The organism is Ruegeria sp. R13_0 (assembly GCF_017743995.1).
Lineage (GTDB): Bacteria > Pseudomonadota > Alphaproteobacteria > Rhodobacterales > Rhodobacteraceae > Ruegeria.
In genome coordinates this window covers 238,294-262,556 of record NZ_JAGHRB010000001.1, presented here as the reverse complement: position 1 = coordinate 262,556, position 24,263 = coordinate 238,294, and the positions used below count along the sequence as shown (strand labels likewise).

The following is a 24,263-nucleotide window of genomic DNA, read 5'->3' as shown; positions in this document are numbered from 1 at the left end:
GGAACGACTTCGAAGTCGGTGCCATTGATTGCGTTAGTCTGGAATCCTAAATTCGCCGCATTAGCCGCCAAAGGAATACCAAGGGCAAACACCGCCAGTGCGGCGCAATACTTCAACTTATCCACCATACTCTTTCCTCACTTCCTGGACTTTTATACCTAGAGGTTAACACGCTCGCGGAAAGCAGACCTCACGATCATTTCAGCCCGCCAGTTTCTTTGTGAATGCAGCGTGAGCCGGCCGTGGTAGCGGATCACCCTCCAATCCGGGTATCGAGGCTGCCACATCTAACCGGAAGCGCCCCAGTCTGAGCGCGAGTTGAATTAGAGTATCCCGTCCACGCTCGATATCGCATTCGCCGACATATTCACCCTGGCTGCGGTGCAGGTCGTGCACGGATTGGGGCAGAACGCTCGGGCCTGTCAAAGCCTGAAGAAACGGATCCGTCATGCGTCAAACCCCTGCTCGGCAAAACGCTCAAGGAGAGCAGCATCCGGTATCATACAGGTTTCGTACCGACCGAATAGAACGTACCGGTTGCGGGCGATCGAGAAATACAGCGGGTCTTTCACAGCGCGTGGCAGAAACCGTACCAGCGAGAGAAAAGGCCAACCTCCCGGCAGTGCACGCATGGCTGCGGCAAAGGCATCAAGCCGCTGAAAAATCTTACCATCTACAATCACGAGGTTGGTCTCAAATTCTGCAGCAGACAGATTCAGCGCCTTGTACATCCTTTGACCAAGCGGAGACTGCGCTGTTGCGAACTCAAAGCGTCTGGCTTTGTCGCGTTTCAGCATGAACTGCAAAAAGCCTGAGCACAGCACGCATTCTCCGTCAAAGACGATCAGATTTCGCCCTTTGAACAGATCGGTTGTGTAAGTTTCTGCCATGGCGCCGCTACCTACCCAAGCTTGCCCAAAGAGCGTGTCATAAGGCCACCAGGTGGACAATGCGACAAGAAGGAGAAGTGTGCCGGGGAACCCAGTGACCGGTTGGTAAGACCGGCGGTGGCTCTGACCTCATCCCCAACAAGGTACTGACCCGGCAACGAAAAGGATATAGGCAGGAACGATTGACCGCGCTTGTGACATACTGCCAAATCCATTCGAATTTCTGACAGAAAAGCAGTATGCTGGAACGGCCCCGGTCCGGAGAAAGGAAGGCTTTGCTGCGATGGATGTGGATATTGAGCGCCTTCACCTTCTGCGCGAGGCGCTAGACGCGCAATTGGAAAAACCGAAAGCGTTGGAGGTGCTGGATCGCAGCGGAGTTGGTCCGAAGGACCTGCCGGAGGATGCGACCGCCTATTGCGCCCACAAAGAGGCGCTGTTTGTCCGCTATGCCTGCGATGCTCTGAACGATATCACCTTTGCGGCCAGTGTCGGGCTTGGCGTCACGTCCGCATCGACCTTGACGGCCTACATCAGCAAATACTCACGCGATCTGGAGCAGGTGATTGAAAACACGTCTCATTTCCACGACATAATCGACCCTGCCCTCGCCTTTAACCTGCGCGTTTCGGGGAATTTCGCCGCGCTAGAGGCCCGTTGGAAAGACGCCAGCTTTGCTCGCTATCACCGCCGGACCGAGTTCTTGATGTTTGCCGCCGTTGCCCGGATGCGCGACCTGACACAGACCGATCTCCGCCCTATCGAAATACGGTTCCAGCATGAGGTTGGGGATCATACCCATGCCTTCCAGCAACTGGCAGGTTTTCCGGTTGTCTTCGGTTCTGAAAGCCTCGAGATCGTCCTGTCTCCGTCCTCGCTGAACCTACCCGTCCCGACCTACGATCCCAGCCTGCGCGCCCATCTTCTGGAGCACGGGGAACGCGTTCTGGCCGAGCGTCGCGTGCCGCAGCAATCGACCCGCGCCAAGGTCGAAGGGTTGATCACCCGCTCACTGCCGGGCAAGATCCTCAGCGCGGATGATGTCGCGGCAAAACTCGGCATGAGCGCCCGCACCTTTGCCCGCCGGTTGCAAAATGAAGGCACCAGCTATCGCGATATCACCGAGGATTTGCGCTGTGATCTGGCACAAACCTTCATAACCAATGGAATGAACCTGTCTGAGATCGCTTTTTCTCTGGGCTACGCAGACCAATCCGCCTTTTCCACAGCGTTCAAGCGTTGGACCGGTCAACCGCCGAGCGCCTTCAAAACGCGGGTCGAACATCCGCTGACACTTGGAAGCCGGGGGTCATCAGCTTAACCGCCTCGCCCCGGCCCCGCCCCATGAGTGGACCACACAGATATAGAAACGGACACGCCACAACACGTGTGAAGTCGCGCCAATGTGTTTGGCGAATCTGCCAAAATGAACGGTGAAACGAAAAAAGGCGCCTCCGTCCGGGGCGCCTTTGATCTTACTGATCCAGGAAGGATCGCAGTTTCCGCGATCTGCTTGGGTGTTTCAGCTTCCGTAGGGCTTTCGCCTCGATCTGACGGATACGTTCGCGGGTCACGCTGAACTGCTGACCGACCTCTTCCAGAGTGTGGTCGGTGTTCATGCCGATGCCGAAACGCATCCGCAGAACCCGCTCCTCACGCGGGGTGAGTGAGGCCAGAACCCGTGTCGTGGTTTCCTTGAGGTTTTCCTGAATGGCGCTGTCCAGCGGCAGCACGGCATTCTTGTCCTCAATGAAATCACCCAGCTGGCTGTCTTCCTCGTCGCCGATAGGCGTCTCAAGGCTGATCGGCTCCTTGGCGATTTTCATCACCTTGCGCACTTTCTCAAGCGGCATCTGCAGCTTCTCGGCCAGTTCCTCTGGCGTCGGCTCGCGGCCGATTTCGTGCAGCATCTGACGACCGGTACGGACCAGCTTGTTGATCGTTTCGATCATGTGGACCGGGATACGGATGGTCCGCGCCTGATCCGCAATCGACCGCGTGATCGCCTGACGGATCCACCAGGTCGCATAGGTCGAGAACTTGTAGCCGCGGCGGTATTCGAACTTGTCCACCGCCTTCATCAGACCGATGTTACCTTCTTGAATAAGATCAAGGAATTGCAGACCACGGTTCGTGTATTTTTTGGCGATCGAGATCACCAGACGCAGGTTGGCTTCGACCATTTCCTTCTTGGCCTGCCGGGCTTCTTTCTCGCCCTTCTGAACCTGTTGAACGATGCGGCGGAATTCGCTGATATCCAGACCGACATACTGACCGACCTGAGCCATATCGCTGCGCAGCTCCTCAACCTTGTCGGTCGAGCGTTCGATGAACATCTGCCAGCCCCGGCCCGGCTTTTCAGCCATATCGGTCAGCCAGTTCGGGTCCAGCTCACGCCCGCGATAGGCGTCGATGAACTCCCGACGGTTGATCCGGGCCTGGTCGGCCAGTTTCACCATCGAGCTGTCCAGCGACATGATCCGGCGGTTGATGCCATAGAGCTGGTCGATCAGAGCCTCAATCCGGTTGTTGTGCAGGTGAAGACCGTTCACCAGTTCAACGATTTCGGAGCGCAACTTCTGATAGGTCTCTTCGTCTTTTGCGCTGAACGAACCATCCTCGTTCAAAGTAGCCGAAATCCGGCTGTCCTGCATCTCGGACAACATCGAGAAGTCGGTCGAAATGCGTTCAAGCGTGGTCAGAACCTGATCCTTGAGGGCGGCTTCCATCGCGGCCAGCGACATGTTGGCCTGATCGTCCTCGTCATCATCATCGTCATTGCTCAGCGGGTTGCCATCGGCATCCAGTTCAGGCCCGGTGTCTTTGGCAGGTTTGGCCGATTGCACGGCCGAGGTATCGACGACCGGCTCTTGCACGTCACCATCTTCGTCCATCTGGTTGCCAAAAGTGGTCTCCAGATCAATGACGTCGCGCAGAAGAATGTCTTCGGACAGAAGTTCGTCATGCCAGATGGTGATCGCCTGGAAGGTCAGAGGGCTTTCGCACAGACCCGCAATCATCGTGTTCCGGCCCGCTTCGATCCGCTTGGCGATAGCGATCTCGCCCTCGCGGCTCAGCAGTTCGACCGAACCCATCTCACGCAGATACATGCGGACGGGGTCGTCGGTACGGTCCAGCTTTTCGGTTGCGGTACCGGCCAGAGCCACCTCACGGTTGTTGTCCGTGGTGGTCAGTTCGGTCGAGCCTTTGTTTTCTTCTTCCTCGGCCTCTTCATCTTCGATGATGTTGATGCCCATCTCGGACAGCATCGACATAACGTCTTCGATCTGTTCCGAGCTGACCTGATCAGGCGGCAGAACCTGATTGAGCTGGTCGTAAGTGATGTAACCTTTCTCGCGGGCCTCGGCGATCATCTTCTTGACCTGGGCCTGGCTCATGTCCAGCGAGATTTCCTGTTCCTGCTCGTCTGACTTGCGATCTTCTGACGTGTCTTTGGCGGCCATTCAATGCTCCTGCAGGGATGGGTGATTCGTTTGATCCGAATCATTAGCGCGTGAAACTGATTCGGCCACCCGTTTACCTGTTTTTCTTTTCCAGTGCTTTACGAAAACATCACTTCAGCGACGTTTCCGTTCGAAATTGATCCCGGACATGATTGCCTTGAACGCATCCTTTTCGTCGCGATTGATTCGCGCGCCATTGTCGGCAATGTCGAAAACGGCCCTGTCCTCATTCTGACTGCGGCTTGTGCGGTTACGCTCTTCGGCGGCTTGCGCCAGCCGATAGGTCAGCGCCTCATCGGCCAGATCAGACAGTTCCTCTGCGGCTTCGGCAATCTCAGCATCCAACCCCCGGAGCGCTTTGATTTTCGCGAGTTCCTCGGCCAGTGTCATCTCGGCCTTTTCAACGTCGCCTGGTTTGAACACACAGGGGATCACTGCGACATGGCGAAGGCTCAGCAGATTTTCAAGGGGTTCGGCCCCCAAAGTTTCAACGATATGGTCCCTAAGGTTTTCTGGATCATCAATCGCATGGCGCAGAATAGCATGGCGCAGAGCAGCATGATCAGGATCGTGACAATCCATCTCTTCCAGCTGCGCCTCAAACTGGACCACGACCTGCGGGTTCAGAATCGCAATGGCCAGAATCGCGGCTTCACGCAGATGGATGTCCGCATTGTCCGAAGACGCCAGGAACGAGGCCCGCGCACCCGCGGTCGCAGGCTGTTTCTGCGGCTGCCACTTCCCTTTTGGTTGCCACGCACGGTTTTGTGACTGTCTCTGCGGCCGAAACAATTGCCAGCGCAGATCCTTGATCTCTTGCCCGTAATGGGACCGGATCGAGGGGTCACGGATCAGCTTGATCTTGTCGCGCAGCACCTTGTCGAGCGCAGCTTTGCGCTCAGGGCTGTCAAAAACCTTGCCCTCGGTCTCGCGTTGCCACAGCAGCTTGACCATTGGGATGGCCCCGTCCAATACGGCCTGAACAGCCCCTGCTCCGTCAGCCCGCAAAAGGTCGTCCGGGTCTTTACCTTCAGGCATCAGGGCAAAGCGCAGAGACTTTCCGGCCTCAAGTAGCGGCAAGGCCAGGTCAACGGCCCGCATCGCCGCGCGCAGGCCAGCGGTGTCGCCATCCAGCGCAATGATCGGCTCATTCGAAATCCGCCAGAGCAGCTGTAACTGGTGTTCCGTAATCGCCGTTCCAAGCGGAGCAACCGACGCGCCGAATCCAGCCTCGGCCAGCGCGATCACGTCCATATAGCCCTCGGCCACGATCAGCGGCTGCCCTTTCCCGGCCGCCTGCCGCGCAGGCCCGTGATTATATAGGCTGCGGCCTTTGTCGAATAACTCGGTCTCGGGTGAGTTCAGGTATTTGGCGTTGTCATTCGGGTCCATCGCCCTGCCGCCGAATGCAATACACCGGCCGCGCGGGTCGCGGATTGGGAACATGATCCGGTTGCGGAACGTGTCGTAAGGTTTCTTACCCTTGTTCGACGGCTTAGCCAGACCCGCCCCGAGGATCAGATCCTCGGCCACGTTCTTGCCGGTCAGATGGTCCCACAAAGCCTGCCAGCCGTCCGGGGCAAAACCGATCTCCCATCGCTCCAACGCCTTGGCGTCCAAACCCCTACGGGCCAGATAGTCGCGCGCCGCACCGCCTGCCCCGGTCTTGAGTTGCAGACGAAAGAACTGAACCGCCTGCTCCATCACCTCGGCCAGTTGCGTGCGGCGATCCTGCTTTTCCTGAGCTTTCGGGTCGCGCGCAGGCATGGGCATACCAGCTTCGCGCGCCAGAATTTCAACGGCCTCAATGAACGAGACATTCTCGGTTTCTTTGACGAAGGTGATCGCGTCACCTTTGGCATGGCAGCCAAAGCAGTAGTAGAAGCCCTTTTGGTCATCCACATGAAAAGACGCCGTTTTTTCGTGGTGAAACGGGCATGGCGCCCACATGTCCCCCTTGCCCTGATTGGATTTTCGCTGATCCCACATGACTTTACGCCCGACGACCTGAGACAGGCTCAGCCGGGTGCGCAACTCATCGAGAAATCCGGGGGGCAATGACATGGTTCAAACCTGCCAGAAATGAAAACGCGCGCCAAGGGGATGACGCGCGGTTGTCCACAGGGAATTTGCGGAGCTGTGGATTATTGCTGCAAACACAGCTCAAGCCACGCCGCACCAAGGTCCTTTTTGCGTACATCACGCATCTTTTGTTCGTAGACCCAGGGTGTGATCAACGGAATCGCCGCGTTATAGTTCTCGGGCCAAGTGGGGCTGGTTTCAGCCACGGCCTTCACAACATCGCGTTCTTTCACCTTGTCCAGACGCGCTTTCTGGATCGCGGCCACCACATCGGCCTGATACTGGCAGCTTTGTTCCTTGGTTTCGGCGGCGGCCAGAGGCGTTGCAAGCAAGGCTGCAGCGATGGCGATACGCAACATTGAGGTCTCCCGGATTCGTTTGTCTGCGCGCAGCTTACCCACCAGCACCGTTTTCGCAATCGACGCGCTGCATTCAGTTTGCGCACGGGGCAGAAAAGCCACCCCGTGCGCCAAGTGTCAAAGGCCTTTGGCCCTGTAGCTTTTGGCCACGCGATCAATTGCAACGATATAGGCCGCGGTGCGCAGATCCTCGACATCGTCGCGACTGTGCCAGACCTCGCGCATGGACTGGTAAGCAATCCGCATCGTGTCATCGAGGCCAGAGCGCACCAGCTCCAGCTCATCCGCGCCTTTGAGGTACTTGGCCTTGAAGTCCGGCGACATTGACCAGGCATCGCCCAGATAGCGATCCAACCGTTCAAGCTCGCTGACGATCAGCTCATGCCGCGCCTCTTCCTGACGGCGCTGCATGCGACCAAATCGAATGTGGCTGAGGTTCTTCACCCATTCGAAATACGAGACCGTCACACCGCCCGCGTTGGCATACATGTCAGGAATGATGACGGTGCCCTTCTTGCGCAGGACTTCATCTGCGCCCGCCGTCACCGGACCATTCGCGGCCTCGATGATCAGCGGAGCCTTGATCCTGTCGGCATTGTCCAGATTTATGACACCTTCCAGAGCGGCCGGGATGAGGATATCGCAATCTGCCTCAAGCACCGAGGAACCATTGGCTGAATGGGTCGCGTCCGGGTAGTCCTTTACGCCGCCATGTTTGACGATCCAGCTGCGCACAGCCTCAACGTCGATACCGTCCGGGTTGTACAGCGCACCGTCCCACTCGATGATACCGACAATGCGTGATCCATCTTCCTGAGCAAGGAACTTGGCCGCATGATAGCCCACATTGCCCAGCCCCTGAACGACAACGCGTTTGCCATCCAGCGTTCCGGACATACCGGCTTTGGCAATGTCTTCAGGGTGACGGAAGAACTCGCGTAGCGCATATTGGATGCCCCTACCCGTCGCCTCGACCCGCCCGGCGATGCCGCCTGCGTTCAACGGTTTGCCCGTCACACAAGCGCGCGCGTTGATGTCGGTGGTGTTCATCCGCGCGTATTGGTCGGCCATCCAGGCCATCTCGCGCTCACCCGTGCCCATGTCAGGGGCCGGAACGTTTTGCGAGGGGTTGATCAGATCGCGTTTGGCCAGCTCATAGGCGAAGCGCCGGGTGATCTGCTCCATCTCGTGTTCTTCGTATTTGCGCGGATCAATGCACAGCCCCCCTTTCGAGCCGCCAAACGGCGTCTCAACCAGGGCGCATTTGTAGGTCATCAGCGCAGCAAGCGCCTCAACCTCGTCCTGGTTCACCGCCAAGGCATAACGGATACCGCCTTTGACCGGCTCCATATGCTCGGAATGCACGGACCGGTAGCCGGTGAAAGTGTGAATCTCACCGCGCAGACGCACCCCGAAACGAACCGTGTAGGTGGCATTGCAGACCCGGATTTTCTGCTCCAGACCGGGCGGCAGATCCATCAGGGACGCCGCCCTGTTGAACATCAGATCCACACTTTCACGAAAGCTCGGTTCTTTGGTGCTGGTCATTAATTCCTCCGTACCGGTAAATGACGAACGTTATGACTTTTTGTCGCACCACTGGCGCGAAGCTGCAATCTTTTATGATGAAAATTTCATCACTTTATGAACGGGCGACAAAAACCCCTTGCTGAGTCGCCTCGGAAATTTTCGCGGCGCCAATTGTCGACGCAGTAGAAACAAAACCCTTGCCACCCCGTCAAATGCGGCAGTTTGCCGTTCAATCCCAGCAGCATAGTGGCAAAGTCGCCCAAATCTCGCCACGTTCGCCGACTAAATTCTTAAAGCTGATATGACCCGCCTTCCGTGCGCCGGATCACATGCAGGGATTAGATATGAGAAAACTGTTTAGGAATTCTGAATCCAGACGACTCGAGCAATCCAGCCGTTCCAACAAAGGTGCTGCGTCGTTCCTGCGCTCGGAGCGCGGGACGATGACCATCTTAACGCTGAGTTTGATCCTAATCATCTTCACGGTGAGTGGTTTTGCCGTCGACATGATGCGCTATGACCATGAAAGAGCGCGCCTTCAGTATTCGCTGGACCGCGCCGTTCTGGCCGCCGCGGACCTGCAGCAGGATCTTTGCCCCAAAGACGTTGTTCAGGACTACTTGGTCAAAGAAAATCTCGATGAGTTTCTGGACGGCGAGGTCAAGGTCACCCCAAAATCCTGCGATGATGATGGTAACAAGCTGATCGTCGGCAAACGCCGTGTTGAGGCAAGTGCAACGATGCCCGTAGGTATGCACTTTATGCAGTGGTGGGACGTCGATTCAATTGACGTCAACGTCGTCAGCGTCGCGGAAGAATCCATCGGCAACGTCGAAATCGCCATGGTTCTGGATGTTTCAGGCTCAATGAGAGGGTCGCGCCTGACCAATCTGAAAGGAGCGGCCAAGAGCTTTGTCACCAAAATGTATGAGAACACGAGTTCCGACAAACTCTCGATATCGATCATTCCCTACGCAACGCAGGTGGGTGTCCCTTCTGCTGTCATGAACCAGCTCACGACGGCCGGCTCCAACAGATTTGCCAATTGTATCGACTTTGAAGCCGAAGATCTGGCAGCCGGGTCGTTCGATCTTTCAAAGACTTACTATCAGTCGCTTTATTATTCTCGCTACGGCGGAGATCAGCGGCCCTCCGGTGGGTTCAGCTCACCGCGCATTGACGAACGGTGTCGCTCTGAAGCCAGCCGTCAACTTGTTGTTCACCAGAACAACGAGACCAACCTCCACACTTATATCGACTCGTTTTATGCGCGCGATAACACGTCGATCAATGTCGGCATGAAATGGGCCCTGACCTTGCTGGATGAAAACTTCCGTCCCGTCGTTAGCAATATGATCACGGCTGGTCAGGTGCCGGCTGATTTTGCGGGGCGCCCGGCCGATAGTGTTGGCAGTGATACGATGAAAGTCATCGTTTTGATGACCGATGGCGAGAATACCTCTCGCACATGGGTCGAGCCACCTTACAACAATGGACAATCGGGTATCTGGTGGAACGGAGACGAAGACGTCTATTCCGTCAACGTGAACCACTATGACGAAGACGAGGACAGCTTCAAATATGCATGGCTGGGTGTAGACAGAGCATACTGGGACAGTAGCCGGGGCAGATACTGGGTGCGCGACGAGTTTCAGGATCACGCTTTTGGCAACGGCGACTTCAATGTCTACCTTTGCAGAGGGAATTACTACAGCAGCGGCTATTGCGACAACCTCGACAGGAGCGAGGTTCGCCAGCTCGATGAAGATGGAAGTGCCCTATCTCTGACATGGCCCGCCTTGTGGGAGCGTACATCGCGTTACGAAATCTATCAGTTGCTGTATGATTCCGTCGGCTCGAGCGACGCATACAATTGGTACTACGCGGCGACTGAGACCGAAAACCGTTCTGCAAAAGACGATCAGGTCGAAGCGATGTGCGACTACGCGAAATCGGGTGCAAGAAACATCCTGATCTTCTCGGTCGCTTACGAAGCCACCACCAACGGTAGAAACCTCCTATGGTACTGCAAATCGGACGAAAACGCATATTTTGCACCTAAAGGGTCCGAGATTGGCGAAGTCTTCGACGATATCGCTGCCAGCATCCAGAATCTGAGGCTGACCCAATGATCCGACATTTGAACAAAGTACTGCGACGGTTTCGCCGCGAAGAAAAGGGGATGGCCACAATCGAATTTGTGATGTGGTTTCCCATCTTCATCATGACCACCTATACCGGCGTCGAATACGGGATTTTGGCGTGGAACCATGCCAACCTGGAGCGCGCCCTGGATTCCACAATCCAGGATGTGCGCATGAATCGGATTGATCTTTACGAAGGCGAAACTGGCTGGACGCACGATCTGATAAAGCGGATCATCTGCGAAGAGGCCGGTGCCATTCCAAAATGCGAGGAAAACCTTGCCGTTGAGATGACGAGGGTCAATCAATTCGACAGTAGCGCAGTCCTTTCTGGCGATTTTGACAAACCCTTTTGCGTCGATACCCCTGAAGAAATTCGCGGTAAAGACGACCAGATCTTTTCACCCGGAACAGCAAATGAGTTGATGATCATACGTGCTTGTGTGGAGGTATCGCCTTTGTTCATTGGCACAACGTTTGGCTACTTAGTTCGTCAAGATCCCGACGGCCAATATGAACTGCATGCAACGACGGTGTTTGTCCATGAACCTTAAATCACTCTTCAAAAAGCGCTTTGGCGATACTGCCGCGCGTTTTCTTCAGAAAGAAGATGGCGTCGTCAGCATCGAAGCAATTATGGTGTTTCCCCTACTCTTCTGGTCAGTCTTCACGGCCTATTCCTATTTCGACGGATATCGTCAGGGCGCCAGCAACCTGAAAGCAGCCTACGCCGTTGCCGATATCCTGTCCCGAGAGAAAGACACGGTAACGGATCAGTACATCACATCAATGTACGACCTGCAGAATTACATGATCGAGGAAGGCAACGGATTGTCGTTGCGGATCTCTTTCGTGCGCTGGGACACTGGCGACGAAAGCACGGACACTGATGATCGTCACTTTGTGGAATGGTCCTGCACACGCGGCGAAGGGCTAAAGCGTTGGTCCAACGCAACAGTTGAACAGGTTTCGGATCGCATTCCGATTATGGCAGACAATGCCACCATGATTTTGGTCGAGACAAGGCATCACTACGTGCGTCCGTTCAAGCTCGGGTTCGGCAGCAACAACTTCTTCATCGACAAGTTCATCTTCACGCAACCCCGCGGTTACACCTTCATCGAAGGTCCGGACTCGTGCAAGGACGCCAACAACGTGGATGATGGCGGGGGGAGTACCGAACATGACGACAGCACGCCGGAAGACACTGCAACGGTGGATCCAGTCACCGCTGTAACACCATAGCCGACAGTATTTCTGACATGAACTTGGCCTCGGCGGACGCTGTCATGCCGCCGACGCCAACCCGGCGGCCCAGCCGCCACCACAGGCCGGGGGCCCAGACATTGCTGGCCTTTTCGCGCGTTCGCACCAGAAAGCCATTGGATGGTTTGAACGCGAAAACACCTCGATCCACAGCTTCAATCTCTTCGACCCGCGCAATCACCTGCCCCGATCCGGTGCGCAGTTCCGATGCTGTCAGTTCGATCCTGTCCTGAGTGGCCATCCAAACGCGATAGGCCAGCCAAAGGGACGCTGCGCCAACCGCCAACAAAAACACCTGCCAGACGAGTTCAGGCGGAGAAGCCAGCGCCACGTAAATCACCAAAACACCTACGCTGCCCAGCATAGCAACACCGGCCACCCGTCTTGGGGATGATGCCTCGATCGTTGCCAGCACTTCGTCCTGCATGACTGCCTCCTGTCTGTCTGCTGTCTCGTGTATCCGCTTTGCGTAGAAATAAACAGGCCCTCCCCTGCCCTACATTTGCGCACATTCATGGTGCCTCTGCGCAAATTGACCACTCCCCGGCGGGGCATACATCCTGCACGCAGATCAAGGATGTTGCCATGTCCCTCAGACCCACATTGGAAACACGCAAGGCCGTACCGACGATGGAGGGTGCGGGCGTCAAGCTGCATCGCGCGTTTGGGTTTCAGGACCCGTCCGAATTGGACCCGTTTCTGTTGTTCGACGACTTCCGCAATGAGCGCCCGCAAGATTATCAGGCCGGCTTTCCCTGGCATCCTCATCGCGGGATCGAGACGATCACCTATGTGCTGTCCGGTACGGTCGAGCATTCGGACTCGCTAGGCAACAGCGGCACGCTCGGCGCGGGTGATGTGCAATGGATGACGGCGGGGTCGGGCATATTGCATCAGGAAATGCCGCACGGGAATACCTCGGGCCAGATGCACGGGTTTCAGCTCTGGGGCAACCTGCCCTCGGATCAGAAAATGACCGCTCCGCGCTATCAGGACGTTCAGGCGAAAGAGATCCCCGAAGTCATCGACGATGACGGCACCACAGTGCGCGTTATCGTGGGTGAGTTCTGGGGCAAAACCGGCCCGGTGGACGGCATTGCTGCAGATCCCCAATATCTGGACGTGCAAATTCCGGCCGGTGTCAAAAAGACCTTCAAGATTGATACCTACCGCCGCGCCTTTGCATATGTGTTCCAGGGCCAGGCGGCCTTTGCCGATGCGTCCCAGCCGACCGGAGTTTTGCTGGAAAAAGAAGTCGCCGGGCAAGAGGTAAATATCCGCGACATGTCCGGAGATCGCACTCTGGTGCGGTTCGGCACCGGTGATGAGATCACGGTTCAGGCCGGGCCCGAAGGTGTTCGCTTTCTGCTGATCTCGGGTGCTCCGATTGATGAGCCTGTGGCGTGGCACGGACCCATCGTTATGAACACGCGTGCCGAACTGGAACAGGCCTTTCGTGAGCTGCGCAATGGAACCTTCATTCGCCCTGCCCACTAAGGCCAAGCCTGACCCGATTATGGGTCAGGCGATCACTGCGCGGCGAACCATGTCCCAATAGATCTGCTCGACTTCGTCCAGCGATAGTCGCCCACCCGAGCGATACCAGGTCATCACACCATTCAGCATCGCAATCACCGCCAGCGTAGCGATCTTGGTGTCCGAGATCGCGAAGTGACCGGCTTTTTGGCCCTCACTCAAAATCCGCTCCAGAGAGTCCTCGTATGCGCGGCGCAGATCCTCGATCTCTGCGAAGTTGTCCGGCGTCAGGTTGCGCAACTCCATATAGGCGATAAAAACCTCGTCGGGGCGTTCCAGATGAAACCGAATGTGGAACCCGACAAAGCGGCGCAGAGCCTCTTGCGCGTCGCCGGTTTCACCAAGCGCATCATAGGCTTGCTGGAGCTCCTGCATGTGGTCGCGCATCAGGCGAAACAACAGGCTTTGCTTGTCAGGCGTGTAGTTATACAGCGCCCCGGCCTGAACGCCGACCTCTTTGGCGATCTGTCGCATCGAAACGGCGGCATAGCCATGGCGGGCAAAAAGACCCAACGCTGCCTTGCGGATGCGCGGGCCGGTTATGTCCGAATGTGATCCCTGTGTACGAGCCATGGACCGACACTATCTGAACGCATGTTCAGATAGAACCCCGCTTGAACAGATCGGATAAAAGAGGCATCACAAGACCAGCCTTTTGTGAAAGTACCCGTTATGAAGCGCCTGCCCGTTCTGGTTCTGATCCTGACCCTTGCCGGATGTACCAACTTCCCCGAGTTGGAGGGCAGCGAATCCCGCGCGGTCAAGACGGCACCTTTCCCCAAGCTTTTGCCCCTGCCGAACGTTCTGGGCGCGCCTGCCGATCCGGTCAGCGAAGCCTCAGCCGTTGAGCAGGACCTGACTGCCCGGAGCGAGGCTTTGGCAAAGAAAGCCGAAGCGCTGCAAAACGCGCAGGTCAACTAAAGATCGGCTTTTCCCAGCCCCGGCTGACGCGTGACGGATTGCACCCGTGCCCTGAACCGGCTAAGGCAGCGCTGAACGGGCAAAAGGCCCGAAATCAGACTGGTACGAGCGAAAGGAACCCACGGGATGACACAGGCGCTGCGGCTTGGAATTGCGGGCTTGGGAACTGTTGGCGTGGGTGTTGTCCGGATTGTCCGGCGTCATGCCGATCTGCTGCAGGCACGCACCGGACGCCCGATTGAAATCGTCGCCGTCTCGGCCCGTGATTCAAGCAAGGATCGGGGCGTGAACCTGTCGGACTATGCGTGGGAAACCGATCCCGTCGCTCTGGCAAAACGCGATGACGTGGACGTGTTTGTCGAATTGATGGGCGGTGAAAACGGCCCGGCCAAAGCCTCGGTCGAGGCGGCGCTGACCAGCGGCAAGGATGTTGTCACGGCCAACAAAGCTCTACTGGCCATCCATGGTCAGGAGCTGGCCGAAAAAGCCGAAGCCGCAGGCCGTGTGATCCGGTTCGAGGCCGCGGTCGCGGGAGGCATCCCTGTGATCAAATCCCTTACCGAAGGGCTGGCCGGGAATGAAATCACCCGCGTCATGGGCGTGATGAACGGCACCTGCAACTACATCCTGACCCGCATGCAATCGCAGGAAAAAGGCTATAACGCGCTGTTTGATGAATGCGCCGAACTGGGCTACCTCGAAGCGGATCCGAACCTGGATGTTGGGGGCATTGATGCGGCGCATAAACTGGCCCTGCTGTCCTCGATCGCGTTTGGCACGAAACCGAATTTCGATGGAATCGAGATTGAAGGCATCCAGCAGATCAGCCTCGACGATATCCATCAGGCCGATGACATGGGCTACCGGATCAAGCTGCTGGGTCTGGCTCAACGCACCGCACGCGGTCTGGAACAGCGTATGCAGCCCTGCCTCGTGCCCAGCGACTCGCCGCTGGGTCAGCTCGAAGGCGGCACCAATATGGTGGTGATTGAGGGCGACGCTGTTGAACAAGTGGTGCTGCGTGGCCCCGGAGCGGGCGAAGGCCCGACCGCAAGCGCGGTGATGGGCGATGTGTGCGATCTGGCACGTGGTCTGAAAATCTCGACCTTCGGACGCCCGGCGACCAGCCTTGAAGACGCCACCCCCGCGATCACAGGCCTGCCTGCGCCCTATTACCTGCGTCTGGGCTTGTTGGACAAACCCGGAGCGCTGGCCAAGGTTGCGGCCATTCTGGGCGATGCGGGCGTGTCGATTGACCGGATGCGCCAGTACGGCCATAGCGACAGCACAGCCCCCGTTCTGATTGTCACACACAAAACCACGCGGGCCACTCTGGACGTGGCGCTGGACGGGTTCCGCACAACCGATGTTGTCGCCGGTGAGCCTGTTGCGCTGCGCATCGAACAGGTCTGAACCCTTGCAGCCTGCGCCATCCGCAGGCTATGCCAGACGAAACGCCATTGCCTGCCAAAGGAATACAACGCATGAACGCTGCCAAAATCGACTTTAACGACCGCCTGCTGTCCTTGGGCCTAGCGCGGGTCGCGGAACAGGCCGCGCTTGCCTCAGCCTCGCTGGTGGGGCGCGGTGACGAGAAAGCCGCCGACCAGGCCGCCGTGAACGCCATGCGCGAACAGTTGAACCTGCTGGACATCGCAGGCGTTGTGGTCATCGGCGAAGGCGAGCGTGACGAAGCGCCGATGCTTTATATCGGTGAAGAGGTCGGCACAGGCGAAGGCCCCGGCGTGGATATCGCTCTGGACCCGCTGGAAGGCACAACGCTGACCGCGAAGGACATGCCCAATGCGCTGACCGTTATTGCCATGGGTCCGCGCGGCTCGATGCTGCATGCGCCGGATGTGTATATGGACAAGCTGGCTGTTGGCCCCGGCTACCCCGAAGGCGTTGTCTCGCTCGACATGAGCCCGCGCGAACGTGTTGAGGCACTGGCCAAGGCCAAGGGGTGCGAACCAGCCGATATTACCGTTTGCATCCTGGAGCGTCCGCGCCATGAGGCGATGATCGCCGAGGTGCGCGAAACCGGAGCCTCGATCCGTCTGATCACTGATGGCGATGTGGCGGGTGTCATGCACTGTGCCGAAAGCGAAACCACCGGCATCGACATGTATATGGGCCAGGGCGGCGCGCCCGAGGGCGTTCTGGCCGCTGCTGCTTTGAAATGTATGGGCGGTCAGATCTTTGGCCGCTTGCTGTTCCGCAACGATGACGAACGTGGCCGCGCCGCCAAGGCGGGCATCACCGATCTTGACCGTGTCTATGCACGTGACGAGATGGTGACGGCGGATGTGATCTTTGCCGCAACCGGCGTAACCGGTGGCTCTCTGCTGCCGCGCATCAAGCGTGAGCCGGGCTGGGTTGAAACCACCACCCTTCTGATGCGCTCGAAGACCGGATCGGTTCGCCGCATGTCCTACCGCACGCCGATGTGGTCGCACGACGAAGCCTAAGCGACTTGCGCCGATACCTTCGGCGAGAGTAGTTGTGAATAGATGAAGAGGCCGGGTCCAAATGGGTCCGGCCTTGGCATATGAGAGGCGCGATGATTTTTCTTGGGGTTGAGCAATCTTTGACAGGTCGGCGCTGGGTTGGGCCCTCGCCCGAAGTTGAGCGCGCGACTGAAATGTTGGTGCAGCAGGCTGGTTTGCCGCGTGCAGTGTGTCAGGTGTTGGCGCGGCGGGGCGTCCCTCCGATGGAGGCTGCCGGTTTTCTGGAGCCAAAGCTGAAAGAGCTTTTGCCCGACCCGCGCAGCATGAAAGATATGGAGACCGCTGCGACCCGGTTTTTGAAAGCGGTCCGTGAAAAGCAGCGGATCGCGGTTTTTGCGGATTATGATGTGGATGGGGGAAGTTCGGCGGCGTTGCTGCTGGTCTGGCTGCGTCAGATGGGTCTGCAGGCGACGCTCTATGTGCCAGACCGGATCGACGAAGGATATGGGCCGAACGTGCCTGCGATGCAATCGCTGGCAGCTTCGCATGATCTGATCATCTGCGTGGATTGCGGCACGCTGAGCCATGATCCGATCGCCGCTGCACAGGGCGCGGATGTGATTGTGCTGGATCACCATCTGGGCGGTGAGACCTTGCCGGATTGCGTGGCCGTGGTGAACCCGAACCGGCAGGATGAAAGCGGCGATCTGGGTTATCTATGTGCGGCAGGCGTTGTATTCCTGATGCTGGTCGAGGCTGGGCGGCAAATGCGGGAGGCTGGGGCCAAGGGACCGGATTTGGTGCCTCTGCTAGATCTGGTCGCGCTGGCGACTGTCGCCGATGTTGCCCCGTTGATCGAGGCGAACCGCGCTTTGGTCCGACAAGGTTTGAAGGTCATGGCAGGCCGTCAGCGCCCCGGCCTTGTGGCCCTGTCGGATGTCGCTCGTATGGATGCCGCGCCAAACAGCTATCACCTCGGGTTTCTGTTGGGACCTAGGGTGAACGCTGGGGGACGCATTGGACAGGCCGACCTTGGAGCGCGGCTGCTCAGCACCAACTCTTTGCACGAAGCGCAGGCTCTCTCCGAACGGCTAGACGCGCTGAACTCTGAACGGCGCGATATCGAAAATGCCGTACGCGCTGCGGCGCTTGACCAGGCGGAGGAGCGCGGTTTGGCCGCCCCCTTGGTCTGGGCTGCAGGCGAAGGTTGGCATCCCGGCGTCGTCGGTATCGTCGCCTCGCGCTTGAAAGAAAACGCCAATCGCCCGGCGATTGTGATCGGCTTTGACGGGGATGAAGGTAAAGGATCAGGGCGGTCGGTGTCGGGCGTTGATCTGGGGGCCTCGATCCAGCGACTGGCGGCTGAGGGGTTGTTGGTCAAAGGCGGCGGTCACAAGATGGCGGCCGGGCTGACCGTCATGCGCGATCAGTTGGAACCGGCCATGAAGCGCCTGTCAGAACTGCTGGAAAAACAAGGCGCAGGGCAAGGTGGTCCTGCAGACATGAAGCTCGACGGGGCATTGATGCCCGGCGCCGCAACCGTTGATCTGATCGAACAGATTGAGAAAGCCGGGCCTTTTGGGGCCAGCGCCCCTGCCCCGCGCTACGCCCTTCCTGACCTGCAGGTGCGTTTTGCCAAACGGGTCGGTGAGTCGCATCTGAAGCTCTCGCTTGCGGATGGCCTTGGCGGCGGGCTGGACGCGATCGCATTCGGAGCCTTTGACGGACCGATGGGCGAAAAGCTCACAAATCACGGCGGAGCGCGCTTTCATTTCGCCGGTCGGCTGGAGGTGAACACATGGAGTGGTCGCCAAAACGTACAGCTTCGTCTAGAGGACGCAGCCGAAGCGAAATAACTGGTTTCAAGGCAACGGCGGTACCGGTCAAAAAACTTTCGCATCCCTGCATTTTTCGGCTTGCGGGGGTCGGGGTGAAACCGTAAAAGGCCCTCCACAAGCTAGCGTGGCCCGTTCGTCTATCGGTTAGGACGCCAGGTTTTCAACCTGGAAAGAGGGGTTCGATTCCCCTACGGGCTACCATTTGCGCTTGTAAATACTGCCCCAGTGGCCCGTTCGTCTATCGGTTAGGACGCCAGGTTTTCAACCTGGAAAGAGGGGTTCGATTCCCCTACGGGCTGCCACTTCACCAGCATTCAATATATCGAAGATAATCAGAAGTCTGGCTCTATTGATGCGTTTCCAGTTGTGGTTGCTACAGCTCAATTCGTGCAAAACACTCTGGCAACCTTTCGTTCCAGATCCCCGAACCTCCGCTAGTTGTCTCGCTTTTCGACCATTGCGATCACAAAAAGATCGTTGAACCGAATGGCGAGCGCGGTGCCATGGTTAACCGGCACCTGCCTGGTGCTACCAGCCGCGACGGCCAAACAGGGAATGCAAGCGGTTCTGATCGGCAAACGGGTCGATCTCCTGCGCGCGTTCTAGGCCAGACACAACGCGGCCGACCAGAATCCAACTGATAGCGGCGAAGATGATGCCGCCGAAAGCCTGGCCCAAAAGAACTCCGGACGCTCCGGCCAGTGCCGATCCAATTGAGACGAAGACCCAAGTGCCCACAGTATGGCGGCCCCAGTTGATCCATGTGGAATAGACCGGGTGGCCCAGATTGTTGAAGCTGGCATTGGCGACGAAGATGACCCCGTTGAAGAATGACGCCAGCGCCAGCGGCCCGCAGAACAGGTAGATCAGCACGCGGGTCTCGCCCTCGGCCGCGAACAAATCCGCGATTGGTGCGCGCAAAAGGAAAAGGACCGCCGCCATCCCAAGGACGTAGATCGCCGTGAATTTGATACCGGCCAGAAAGGCCTCACGCACACGGGTGAACTGCTCGGCCCCATAATTCTGACCTACGATGGGTCCGATCGCACCCGACAGCGCAAAGATGACCGAGAACGCCACGGGTAGAAGCCGCCCGATCACGGCCATTCCGGCCACGGCATCCGTCCCGTACTCGGCGATTTCACGCACGACGATGGCATTGCCGATCGGCGTTGCCACATTGGTCAGCACGGCCGGGATCGCGATGGCCCGGACGGGTTTCAGATCGGATGCGACTTGCCGCAGCGATGGGCGGGCAAAGCCTCGGTGAACGCGCAGGGCGGGCCAAAGCGCGGCAACCAACATGCAGATCCGGGCCAGCACCGATGCGACGGCCGCACCCTCCAACCCCAAACCGACCCCAAAGATCAGGATCGGGTCGAGAACTGCGTTCACCACACCGCCATAGATCGTGGCCATCATGGATCGCCGGGCATCCCCATGAGCCCTCAGAACCGCCATTGCGACCATTGCAATCGCCATCACCCACATGGTCGGCAAAATGATCGAGACATAGCGTGTGGCGAGCCTTAACACCTCGCCCTCGGCCCCCAAAAGCGACAGCAACGCGCTGAGGTTCCAAAGCACCAGCACCGGGGTTATCAGCCCAACGCACAGACCCAGCGTTGCCACGCTGGAGGCATATTTTCGCGCCTCTTCCGGCCGCCCTGCCCCCAAGGCCCGTGCCGTTAACGCTCCGGCCGAGATCGACAGGCCGATATTGATTGCATTAGTGAAAAACAGCAGCGTTCCAGCATATCCCACCGCGGCAGCCAACGCGTCGTTCCCAAGCATCGAGATGAACACCATATCGACGAAATCGACCGCGAAGATCGCCATCAGACCGATGCTTGTCGTCAGAGACATGCGCGTGACATGTCGCATCAGGCTGCCACTCAGGAAAACGGCTTCGCCTTGGGATTGATTGGCCATGTTCTACCTGCTCTGCGACAGCGTTTGGGTTCTGTCACCTTCTCAGATGGCAGCGCAGCGTCAACTGTTTCGTTTCGCCCAAAAGGCGGGCCATTTTCGTGCAATCACCACCTAAACCGGTTTTGCAAGCCCTGAGCCGAAGCCGTGCTTGACAGAATCCAACCATCTCGTTCTGATACCAGCGTGAGCAAAAACACTGAATCAAACCAATGCATTGCCCGGATCACGCGCTGCTGTCAGCAACGCTCTCGGCATGGTTGCGTTCGGTCTGATGACCCCAAACGCCTGAAAGTCTGCCTCTCGTGACAGGACCCATGATGACTTATGTGCGGTTCATCGACCGCGCCAACCGGATGCTGGGTCGCGTGATCATGTATGGCATCTTCGTGATGATGGCGATCCTGCTCTATTCCTCGGTGTCCAAGACGTTCTTCGTGCCGTCCCTCTGGACGCTGGAAATGGCGCAGTTCGCGATGGTGGCTTATTACATGCTGGGCGGGCCTTACGCGATGCAGATGGGCGCGAATGTTCGGATGGATCTGCTCTATGGTGAATGGACGGACCGCAAGAAAAGCCAGATCGACGCGCTGACCGTGTTGTTTCTGATTACCTACCTCGGTTTTTTGCTCTGGGGTGGCTGGGACAGCCTGATGTATTCGTTCCAGTATGGTGGAGAACGCTCCTCCTCGGCCTGGCGGCCCTATATCTGGCCGATCAAGACCATCATGGTTATTGGCATCTTTCTGATGCTGCTTCAGGCGATATCGGAACTCTGCAAGGACATCCTGCGCCTCAAAGGCTTTGACATGGGCAAAAAGGATGATGAGCCCGTCCACATGGCCCCCGAAGACCTTGAAGGAGGGCATCGCGGGTGAGCTATGAACTGATTGCCGCGCTCATGTTCTCGACCATGATGCTGATGCTGCTGACCGGTCAGCGGGTCTTTGGCGCGATTGGCTTTGTCGCTGTGATCGCCGCCTTCTTCCTGTGGGGCGACCGCGGAGGATACGATCTCGGCTTTGCGGCGGCGATCAAAGTGATGCGATGGTATCCGCTGCTGACCCTGCCGATGTTCATCTTCATGGGCTACATCCTGTCTGAGTCGCGGATTGCCGATGACCTCTATCGGATGTTCCACGTCTGGATGGGCGGCCTGTCCGGGGGCCTCGCAATCGGGACCATCGGCCTCATGGTTCTGATCTCAGCCATGAACGGGCTGTCTGTGGCTGGTATGGCGATCGGAGCCACCATCGCCCTGCCCGAGCTGCTACGTCGCAACTATGACAAGCTGATGGTCACCGGCGTGATACAGGCCGGATCGTCTTTGGGCATTCTTGTCCCGCCCTCGGTTGTGTTGGTCCTCTATGCCATGATCGCGCGCCAACCCGTCGGACAACTCTGGCTGGCCGGCGTGATCCCCGGTCTGATGATGGCCACAATGTTCATCATCTATATCGCCATCCGCTGCCGCATAAATCCGGCACTTGGCCCCGTGATGAGCGAGGAAGAGCGCGCAGAGGTCACATGGGGCGAAAAAATGCGCCTGCTGGGCGCTGGCCTGCTGCCTCTGGGCATTTTCGCCGTGATGATGGTGCCCTTTGTCAACGGTTGGACATCGCTGGTGGAAAGTTCGGCCCTTGGTGCCATCGCGGCCTTTCTGGCGGCCGTTCTGAAGCGGCGCATGACATGGCAGGTCTTTGAAACCTCAATCAAGCAGACGCTGGGCATCACCTGCATGTTCATGTGGATCATCCTCGCCGCTCTCGCCTTTGGGGCCGTCTTCGATGGTCTGGGCGCGGTCAAAGCAATCGAGAATCTGTTTACCGTTCAACTCGGCCTGAACCCGTGGATCATCCTGATCCTGATGCAACTGAGCTTTCTGCTCATGGGGACGTTCCTTGATGACACGGCCATGCTGGTCATCGTGGCCCCACTTTACGTACCGCTGGTCGGCGCGCTTGGGTTTGACCTGATCTGGTACGGCGTGCTCTACACGATCACCTGCCAAATTGCTTATATGACACCGCCTTTCGGGTATAACCTGTTCCTGATGCGGGCGATGGCCCCGCCTGAGGTGACGATCAAAGACATTTACCGCTCAATCATCCCGTTTGTCTGCGTGATGGCTGTGGCACTGGGATTGGTGATGGCCTTCCCCGGCATTGCATTGTGGCTTCCGGGCATCGTCTACGGAAACTGAGCATACAAGAGAAGAAGCCGGATAAACCGGTTCGATTTCAACAAAAAGCACAGGAGAGGAAGACTATGACCACAACAAGACGCAGATTTTTACGCACTGCAGCTTTGGCCGCGCCTGCGACACTGGCAGCGCCCGCAATCGTCAAAGCGCAGGCCCCGATCAAATGGCGCTTTCAGACCTACGCAGGGGGTGCGTTGGGTGAGCATGTGACCAAACCGGCCATCGATTACATCAACGCCAACGCCAATGGCGAGCTTGAGATCGAGCTGTTCTATGCCGACCAGATCGTCCCTACCGGAGAGCTGTTCCAGGCGCTTCAGCGCGGCACAATCGACGGTGTGCATTCGGACGATGACTCGATGGCCTCACCCACGCCGCTGCGCGTGTTTGGAGGGTATTTCCCCTTCGCAACCAAGCACATCCTCGACGTTCCTGTCCTGTTTAACCAGTACGGTCTGGCTGATATCTGGCGCGACGAATACGCCAAGGTCGGTGTGCAATGGCTGTCCGCCGCAGGTCAGGACCCGTGCAACTTCAACACCAAAAAGGAAATCACCTCGGTCGCCGATCTGGATGGGTTGAAGCTCTATACCTTCCCGACCGCTGGTCGCTTCCTTGCCAAGTTCGGCGTGGTTCCGGTGAACATCCCCTATGAGGACGCCGAAGTCGCGGTTCAGACGGGCGAGCTGGATGGCATGGCCTGGTCTGGTATTACCGAAGACTACACGGTCGGCTGGGCTGATGTGACCGACTACTTCCTGACCAACAACATCTCGGGCGCGTGGATCGGATCGTGGTTCGCCAACCAAGAGCGTTGGAACGAGCTGCCGGATCACCTGAAATCTGTCGTGATGGCCGGGATCGAAGCCGGGCACACCTATCGGAACCAGTGGTACTGGGGTGGCGAAGCGGCGTTGCGGGCCAATGGTGACAAGCTGGAGTTGCGCTCGGTTCCACCCGGCGAATGGGCCGAGGTGGAGAACGCGGCCAAGGAGTTCTGGGACGAGATTGCTCAGGAAGGCGAAGTCCACCAGAAGATCATCGGCATCTTCCAAGAGTATAACAGCGTCATCAATCAGGCCGGCGTGCCTTACAACTTCGAATAAAGAAACGGGCGACCCCGCGCAAAGGGGTCGCCTTGCCAATTTTTCATCCACAGAAACCAACCGACATGCTAGAGGTCCTGAGACACCGAAGGTTCAGGGCAAGGGCAGAGCATGAAACTGGAATTCCACCACATCAACTTCGTCGCCGATGATGTTGATCGCATGCACGATTTCTACACCAACGTGCTGGGTTTGGATGATATCCCGCAGGACAATTTCCCGCGGACCGAGGCCGATGAGGACAACGGTTATGACGGCAAGATCCGCTTTGCAACCGAGGGCCACATGCAGATGCATCTGGCCGAACGCGCTTTTGACGTTGCCTTCAAAAACGGTCAGGTGATCAACCCGGTGGAACGCGGCCATATTGCCTTTCGTACCGATGACCTTCCTGCGTTCCTGAAGCTGCTGGACGAGCGCGGCATCCCCTATTCCGACTACGGCACCACCTTCGCAAAAGAATGGCATCAGGTCTTCTTTCAAGACCCCGAGGGCAACGTGATCGAGGTTCATCAACAGGTCGATCCGAGTGACTAAAAAAGGCCCAC

General features: G+C 57.7%; 21 protein-coding genes and 2 tRNA genes. 15 read left to right on the top strand and 8 right to left on the bottom strand.

Features of this window, described 5'->3' with window-relative positions:
* Window positions 1-446: 446 nt before the first annotated feature.
* Window positions 447-890, bottom strand: a complete 444-nt coding sequence (locus J7394_RS01240; protein WP_209250391.1) for a thiol-disulfide oxidoreductase DCC family protein — start codon at window positions 888-890, stop codon at window positions 447-449.
* A 283-nt stretch (window positions 891-1,173) separates the two neighbouring features.
* Here J7394_RS01240 and J7394_RS01235 point away from each other — a divergent pair, with 283 nt between their 5' ends.
* Entirely contained in the window at window positions 1,174-2,211 is a 1,038-nt protein-coding gene (locus J7394_RS01235; RefSeq protein WP_209250389.1) for an AraC family transcriptional regulator, read from the top strand.
* Window positions 2,212-2,365: 154 nt separating this feature from the next.
* On the opposite strand, the gene rpoD is transcribed toward J7394_RS01235, so the two are convergent.
* The 4 genes from rpoD to J7394_RS01215 all read right to left on the bottom strand — a co-directional run bounded on the left by rpoD (window position 2,366) and on the right by J7394_RS01215 (window position 8,343).
* Entirely contained in the window at window positions 2,366-4,354 is a 1,989-nt protein-coding gene (rpoD, locus tag J7394_RS01230; protein WP_209250387.1) for an RNA polymerase sigma factor RpoD, read from the bottom strand.
* 114 nt (window positions 4,355-4,468) lie between these two features.
* On the bottom strand, window positions 4,469-6,418 hold the full coding sequence (dnaG, locus tag J7394_RS01225; RefSeq protein ID WP_209250385.1) for a DNA primase: 1,950 nt from the start codon (window positions 6,416-6,418) through the stop codon (window positions 4,469-4,471).
* Window positions 6,419-6,498: 80 nt separating this feature from the next.
* Window positions 6,499-6,795 (bottom strand): hypothetical protein, encoded by a 297-nt coding sequence (locus J7394_RS01220; protein WP_209250383.1) that lies wholly within the window; start codon window positions 6,793-6,795, stop codon window positions 6,499-6,501.
* Between the two features lie 117 nt (window positions 6,796-6,912).
* Entirely contained in the window at window positions 6,913-8,343 is a 1,431-nt protein-coding gene (locus J7394_RS01215) for a Glu/Leu/Phe/Val dehydrogenase (RefSeq protein ID WP_209250381.1), read from the bottom strand.
* 425 nt (window positions 8,344-8,768) lie between these two features.
* Between J7394_RS01215 and J7394_RS01210 the strand changes: the two genes are divergently transcribed.
* Genes J7394_RS01210 through J7394_RS01200 form a run of 3 tightly spaced genes read left to right on the top strand, consistent with a single transcriptional unit; the run spans window position 8,769 to window position 11,714 of the window.
* A complete protein-coding gene (locus tag J7394_RS01210; RefSeq protein ID WP_209250380.1) occupies window positions 8,769-10,457 on the top strand; it encodes a VWA domain-containing protein in 1,689 nt (562 codons plus the stop codon).
* A gap of 50 nt (window positions 10,458-10,507) precedes the next feature.
* Window positions 10,508-11,023: a TadE/TadG family type IV pilus assembly protein gene (locus tag J7394_RS01205; protein WP_247747988.1), complete on the top strand. Its 516-nt coding sequence runs from the start codon at window positions 10,508-10,510 to the stop codon at window positions 11,021-11,023.
* Complete coding sequence (locus J7394_RS01200) at window positions 11,013-11,714, top strand: TadE/TadG family type IV pilus assembly protein (RefSeq protein WP_209250378.1); 702 nt, start codon at window positions 11,013-11,015, stop codon at window positions 11,712-11,714. Before J7394_RS01205 ends, J7394_RS01200 begins: the two co-directional genes overlap by 11 nt.
* Here J7394_RS01200 and J7394_RS01195 read toward each other — a convergent pair.
* A complete protein-coding gene (locus J7394_RS01195; RefSeq protein ID WP_209250377.1) occupies window positions 11,695-12,162 on the bottom strand; it encodes a hypothetical protein in 468 nt (155 codons plus the stop codon). The genes J7394_RS01200 and J7394_RS01195 overlap by 20 nt on opposite strands.
* 158 nt (window positions 12,163-12,320) lie before the next feature.
* Here J7394_RS01195 and J7394_RS01190 point away from each other — a divergent pair, with 158 nt between their 5' ends.
* Complete coding sequence (locus J7394_RS01190; RefSeq protein ID WP_170457842.1) at window positions 12,321-13,232, top strand: pirin family protein; 912 nt, start codon at window positions 12,321-12,323, stop codon at window positions 13,230-13,232.
* A 24-nt stretch (window positions 13,233-13,256) separates the two neighbouring features.
* Here the strand turns inward: J7394_RS01190 and J7394_RS01185 are convergent, their stop codons facing one another.
* Window positions 13,257-13,844, bottom strand: coding sequence for a TetR/AcrR family transcriptional regulator (locus tag J7394_RS01185; RefSeq protein ID WP_209250376.1), 588 nt, complete (start codon window positions 13,842-13,844; stop codon window positions 13,257-13,259).
* A gap of 84 nt (window positions 13,845-13,928) precedes the next feature.
* Between J7394_RS01185 and J7394_RS01180 the strand changes: the two genes are divergently transcribed.
* The 6 genes from J7394_RS01180 (at window position 13,929) to J7394_RS01155 (ending at window position 18,779) form a co-directional block, all read left to right on the top strand.
* Entirely contained in the window at window positions 13,929-14,192 is a 264-nt protein-coding gene (locus J7394_RS01180; protein ID WP_371811908.1) for a hypothetical protein, read from the top strand.
* A gap of 126 nt (window positions 14,193-14,318) precedes the next feature.
* On the top strand, window positions 14,319-15,605 hold the full coding sequence (locus J7394_RS01175; RefSeq protein ID WP_209250375.1) for a homoserine dehydrogenase: 1,287 nt from the start codon (window positions 14,319-14,321) through the stop codon (window positions 15,603-15,605).
* A gap of 71 nt (window positions 15,606-15,676) precedes the next feature.
* Window positions 15,677-16,660, top strand: a complete 984-nt coding sequence (gene glpX / locus J7394_RS01170; protein ID WP_170642301.1) for a class II fructose-bisphosphatase — start codon at window positions 15,677-15,679, stop codon at window positions 16,658-16,660.
* Between the two features lie 92 nt (window positions 16,661-16,752).
* The gene (recJ, locus tag J7394_RS01165; RefSeq protein ID WP_209250373.1) at window positions 16,753-18,495 is read left to right on the top strand and encodes a single-stranded-DNA-specific exonuclease RecJ; all 1,743 of its coding nucleotides are present in this window, start codon (window positions 16,753-16,755) and stop codon (window positions 18,493-18,495) included.
* 108 nt (window positions 18,496-18,603) lie between these two features.
* Window positions 18,604-18,678: transfer RNA gene (locus J7394_RS01160), tRNA-Glu, on the top strand.
* 26 nt (window positions 18,679-18,704) lie between these two features.
* Window positions 18,705-18,779: transfer RNA gene (locus J7394_RS01155), tRNA-Glu, on the top strand.
* 226 nt (window positions 18,780-19,005) lie between these two features.
* Here the strand turns inward: J7394_RS01155 and J7394_RS01150 are convergent.
* Window positions 19,006-20,409, bottom strand: a complete 1,404-nt coding sequence (locus tag J7394_RS01150; RefSeq protein ID WP_247747987.1) for an MATE family efflux transporter — start codon at window positions 20,407-20,409, stop codon at window positions 19,006-19,008.
* Window positions 20,410-20,723: 314 nt separating this feature from the next.
* Between J7394_RS01150 and J7394_RS01145 the strand changes: the two genes are divergently transcribed.
* The 4 genes from J7394_RS01145 to J7394_RS01130 all read left to right on the top strand — a co-directional run bounded on the left by J7394_RS01145 (window position 20,724) and on the right by J7394_RS01130 (window position 24,252).
* The gene (locus tag J7394_RS01145; protein WP_170376848.1) at window positions 20,724-21,284 is read left to right on the top strand and encodes a TRAP transporter small permease subunit; all 561 of its coding nucleotides are present in this window, start codon (window positions 20,724-20,726) and stop codon (window positions 21,282-21,284) included.
* Window positions 21,281-22,609 carry a TRAP transporter large permease subunit gene (locus J7394_RS01140; protein WP_209250371.1) on the top strand — a complete coding sequence of 443 codons (1,329 nt, stop codon included), beginning with the start codon at window positions 21,281-21,283 and terminating at the stop codon, window positions 22,607-22,609. Before J7394_RS01145 ends, J7394_RS01140 begins: the two co-directional genes overlap by 4 nt.
* Window positions 22,610-22,674: 65 nt before the next feature.
* Window positions 22,675-23,715: a TRAP transporter substrate-binding protein gene (locus tag J7394_RS01135; RefSeq protein ID WP_170376212.1), complete on the top strand. Its 1,041-nt coding sequence runs from the start codon at window positions 22,675-22,677 to the stop codon at window positions 23,713-23,715.
* Window positions 23,716-23,826: 111 nt separating this feature from the next.
* A complete protein-coding gene (locus J7394_RS01130) occupies window positions 23,827-24,252 on the top strand; it encodes a VOC family protein (protein ID WP_209250369.1) in 426 nt (141 codons plus the stop codon).
* The last annotated feature ends 11 nt before the right edge of the window (window positions 24,253-24,263 follow it).

Bases quoted from the DNA above. Each gene is read 5' to 3' on its own strand.
- rpoD (WP_209250387.1), bottom strand. From the start codon at position 4,354: ATGGCCGCCAAAGACACGTCAGAAGATCGCAAGTCAGACGAGCAGGAA.
- J7394_RS01145 (WP_170376848.1), top strand. From the start codon at position 20,724: ATGATGACTTATGTGCGGTTCATCGACCGCGCCAACCGGATGCTGGGT.
- J7394_RS01190 (WP_170457842.1), top strand. From the start codon at position 12,321: ATGTCCCTCAGACCCACATTGGAAACACGCAAGGCCGTACCGACGATG.
- J7394_RS01195 (WP_209250377.1), bottom strand. From the start codon at position 12,162: ATGCAGGACGAAGTGCTGGCAACGATCGAGGCATCATCCCCAAGACGG.
- J7394_RS01185 (WP_209250376.1), bottom strand. From the start codon at position 13,844: ATGGCTCGTACACAGGGATCACATTCGGACATAACCGGCCCGCGCATC.
- recJ (WP_209250373.1), top strand. From the start codon at position 16,753: ATGATTTTTCTTGGGGTTGAGCAATCTTTGACAGGTCGGCGCTGGGTT.
- J7394_RS01220 (WP_209250383.1), bottom strand. From the start codon at position 6,795: ATGTTGCGTATCGCCATCGCTGCAGCCTTGCTTGCAACGCCTCTGGCC.
- J7394_RS01235 (WP_209250389.1), top strand. From the start codon at position 1,174: ATGGATGTGGATATTGAGCGCCTTCACCTTCTGCGCGAGGCGCTAGAC.
- glpX (WP_170642301.1), top strand. From the start codon at position 15,677: ATGAACGCTGCCAAAATCGACTTTAACGACCGCCTGCTGTCCTTGGGC.
- J7394_RS01205 (WP_247747988.1), top strand. From the start codon at position 10,508: ATGGCCACAATCGAATTTGTGATGTGGTTTCCCATCTTCATCATGACC.
- J7394_RS01130 (WP_209250369.1), top strand. From the start codon at position 23,827: ATGAAACTGGAATTCCACCACATCAACTTCGTCGCCGATGATGTTGAT.
- J7394_RS01240 (WP_209250391.1), bottom strand. From the start codon at position 890: ATGGCAGAAACTTACACAACCGATCTGTTCAAAGGGCGAAATCTGATC.
- J7394_RS01135 (WP_170376212.1), top strand. From the start codon at position 22,675: ATGACCACAACAAGACGCAGATTTTTACGCACTGCAGCTTTGGCCGCG.
- J7394_RS01175 (WP_209250375.1), top strand. From the start codon at position 14,319: ATGACACAGGCGCTGCGGCTTGGAATTGCGGGCTTGGGAACTGTTGGC.
- J7394_RS01210 (WP_209250380.1), top strand. From the start codon at position 8,769: ATGACCATCTTAACGCTGAGTTTGATCCTAATCATCTTCACGGTGAGT.
- J7394_RS01200 (WP_209250378.1), top strand. From the start codon at position 11,013: ATGAACCTTAAATCACTCTTCAAAAAGCGCTTTGGCGATACTGCCGCG.
- J7394_RS01215 (WP_209250381.1), bottom strand. From the start codon at position 8,343: ATGACCAGCACCAAAGAACCGAGCTTTCGTGAAAGTGTGGATCTGATG.
- dnaG (WP_209250385.1), bottom strand. From the start codon at position 6,418: ATGTCATTGCCCCCCGGATTTCTCGATGAGTTGCGCACCCGGCTGAGC.
- J7394_RS01150 (WP_247747987.1), bottom strand. From the start codon at position 20,409: ATGGCCAATCAATCCCAAGGCGAAGCCGTTTTCCTGAGTGGCAGCCTG.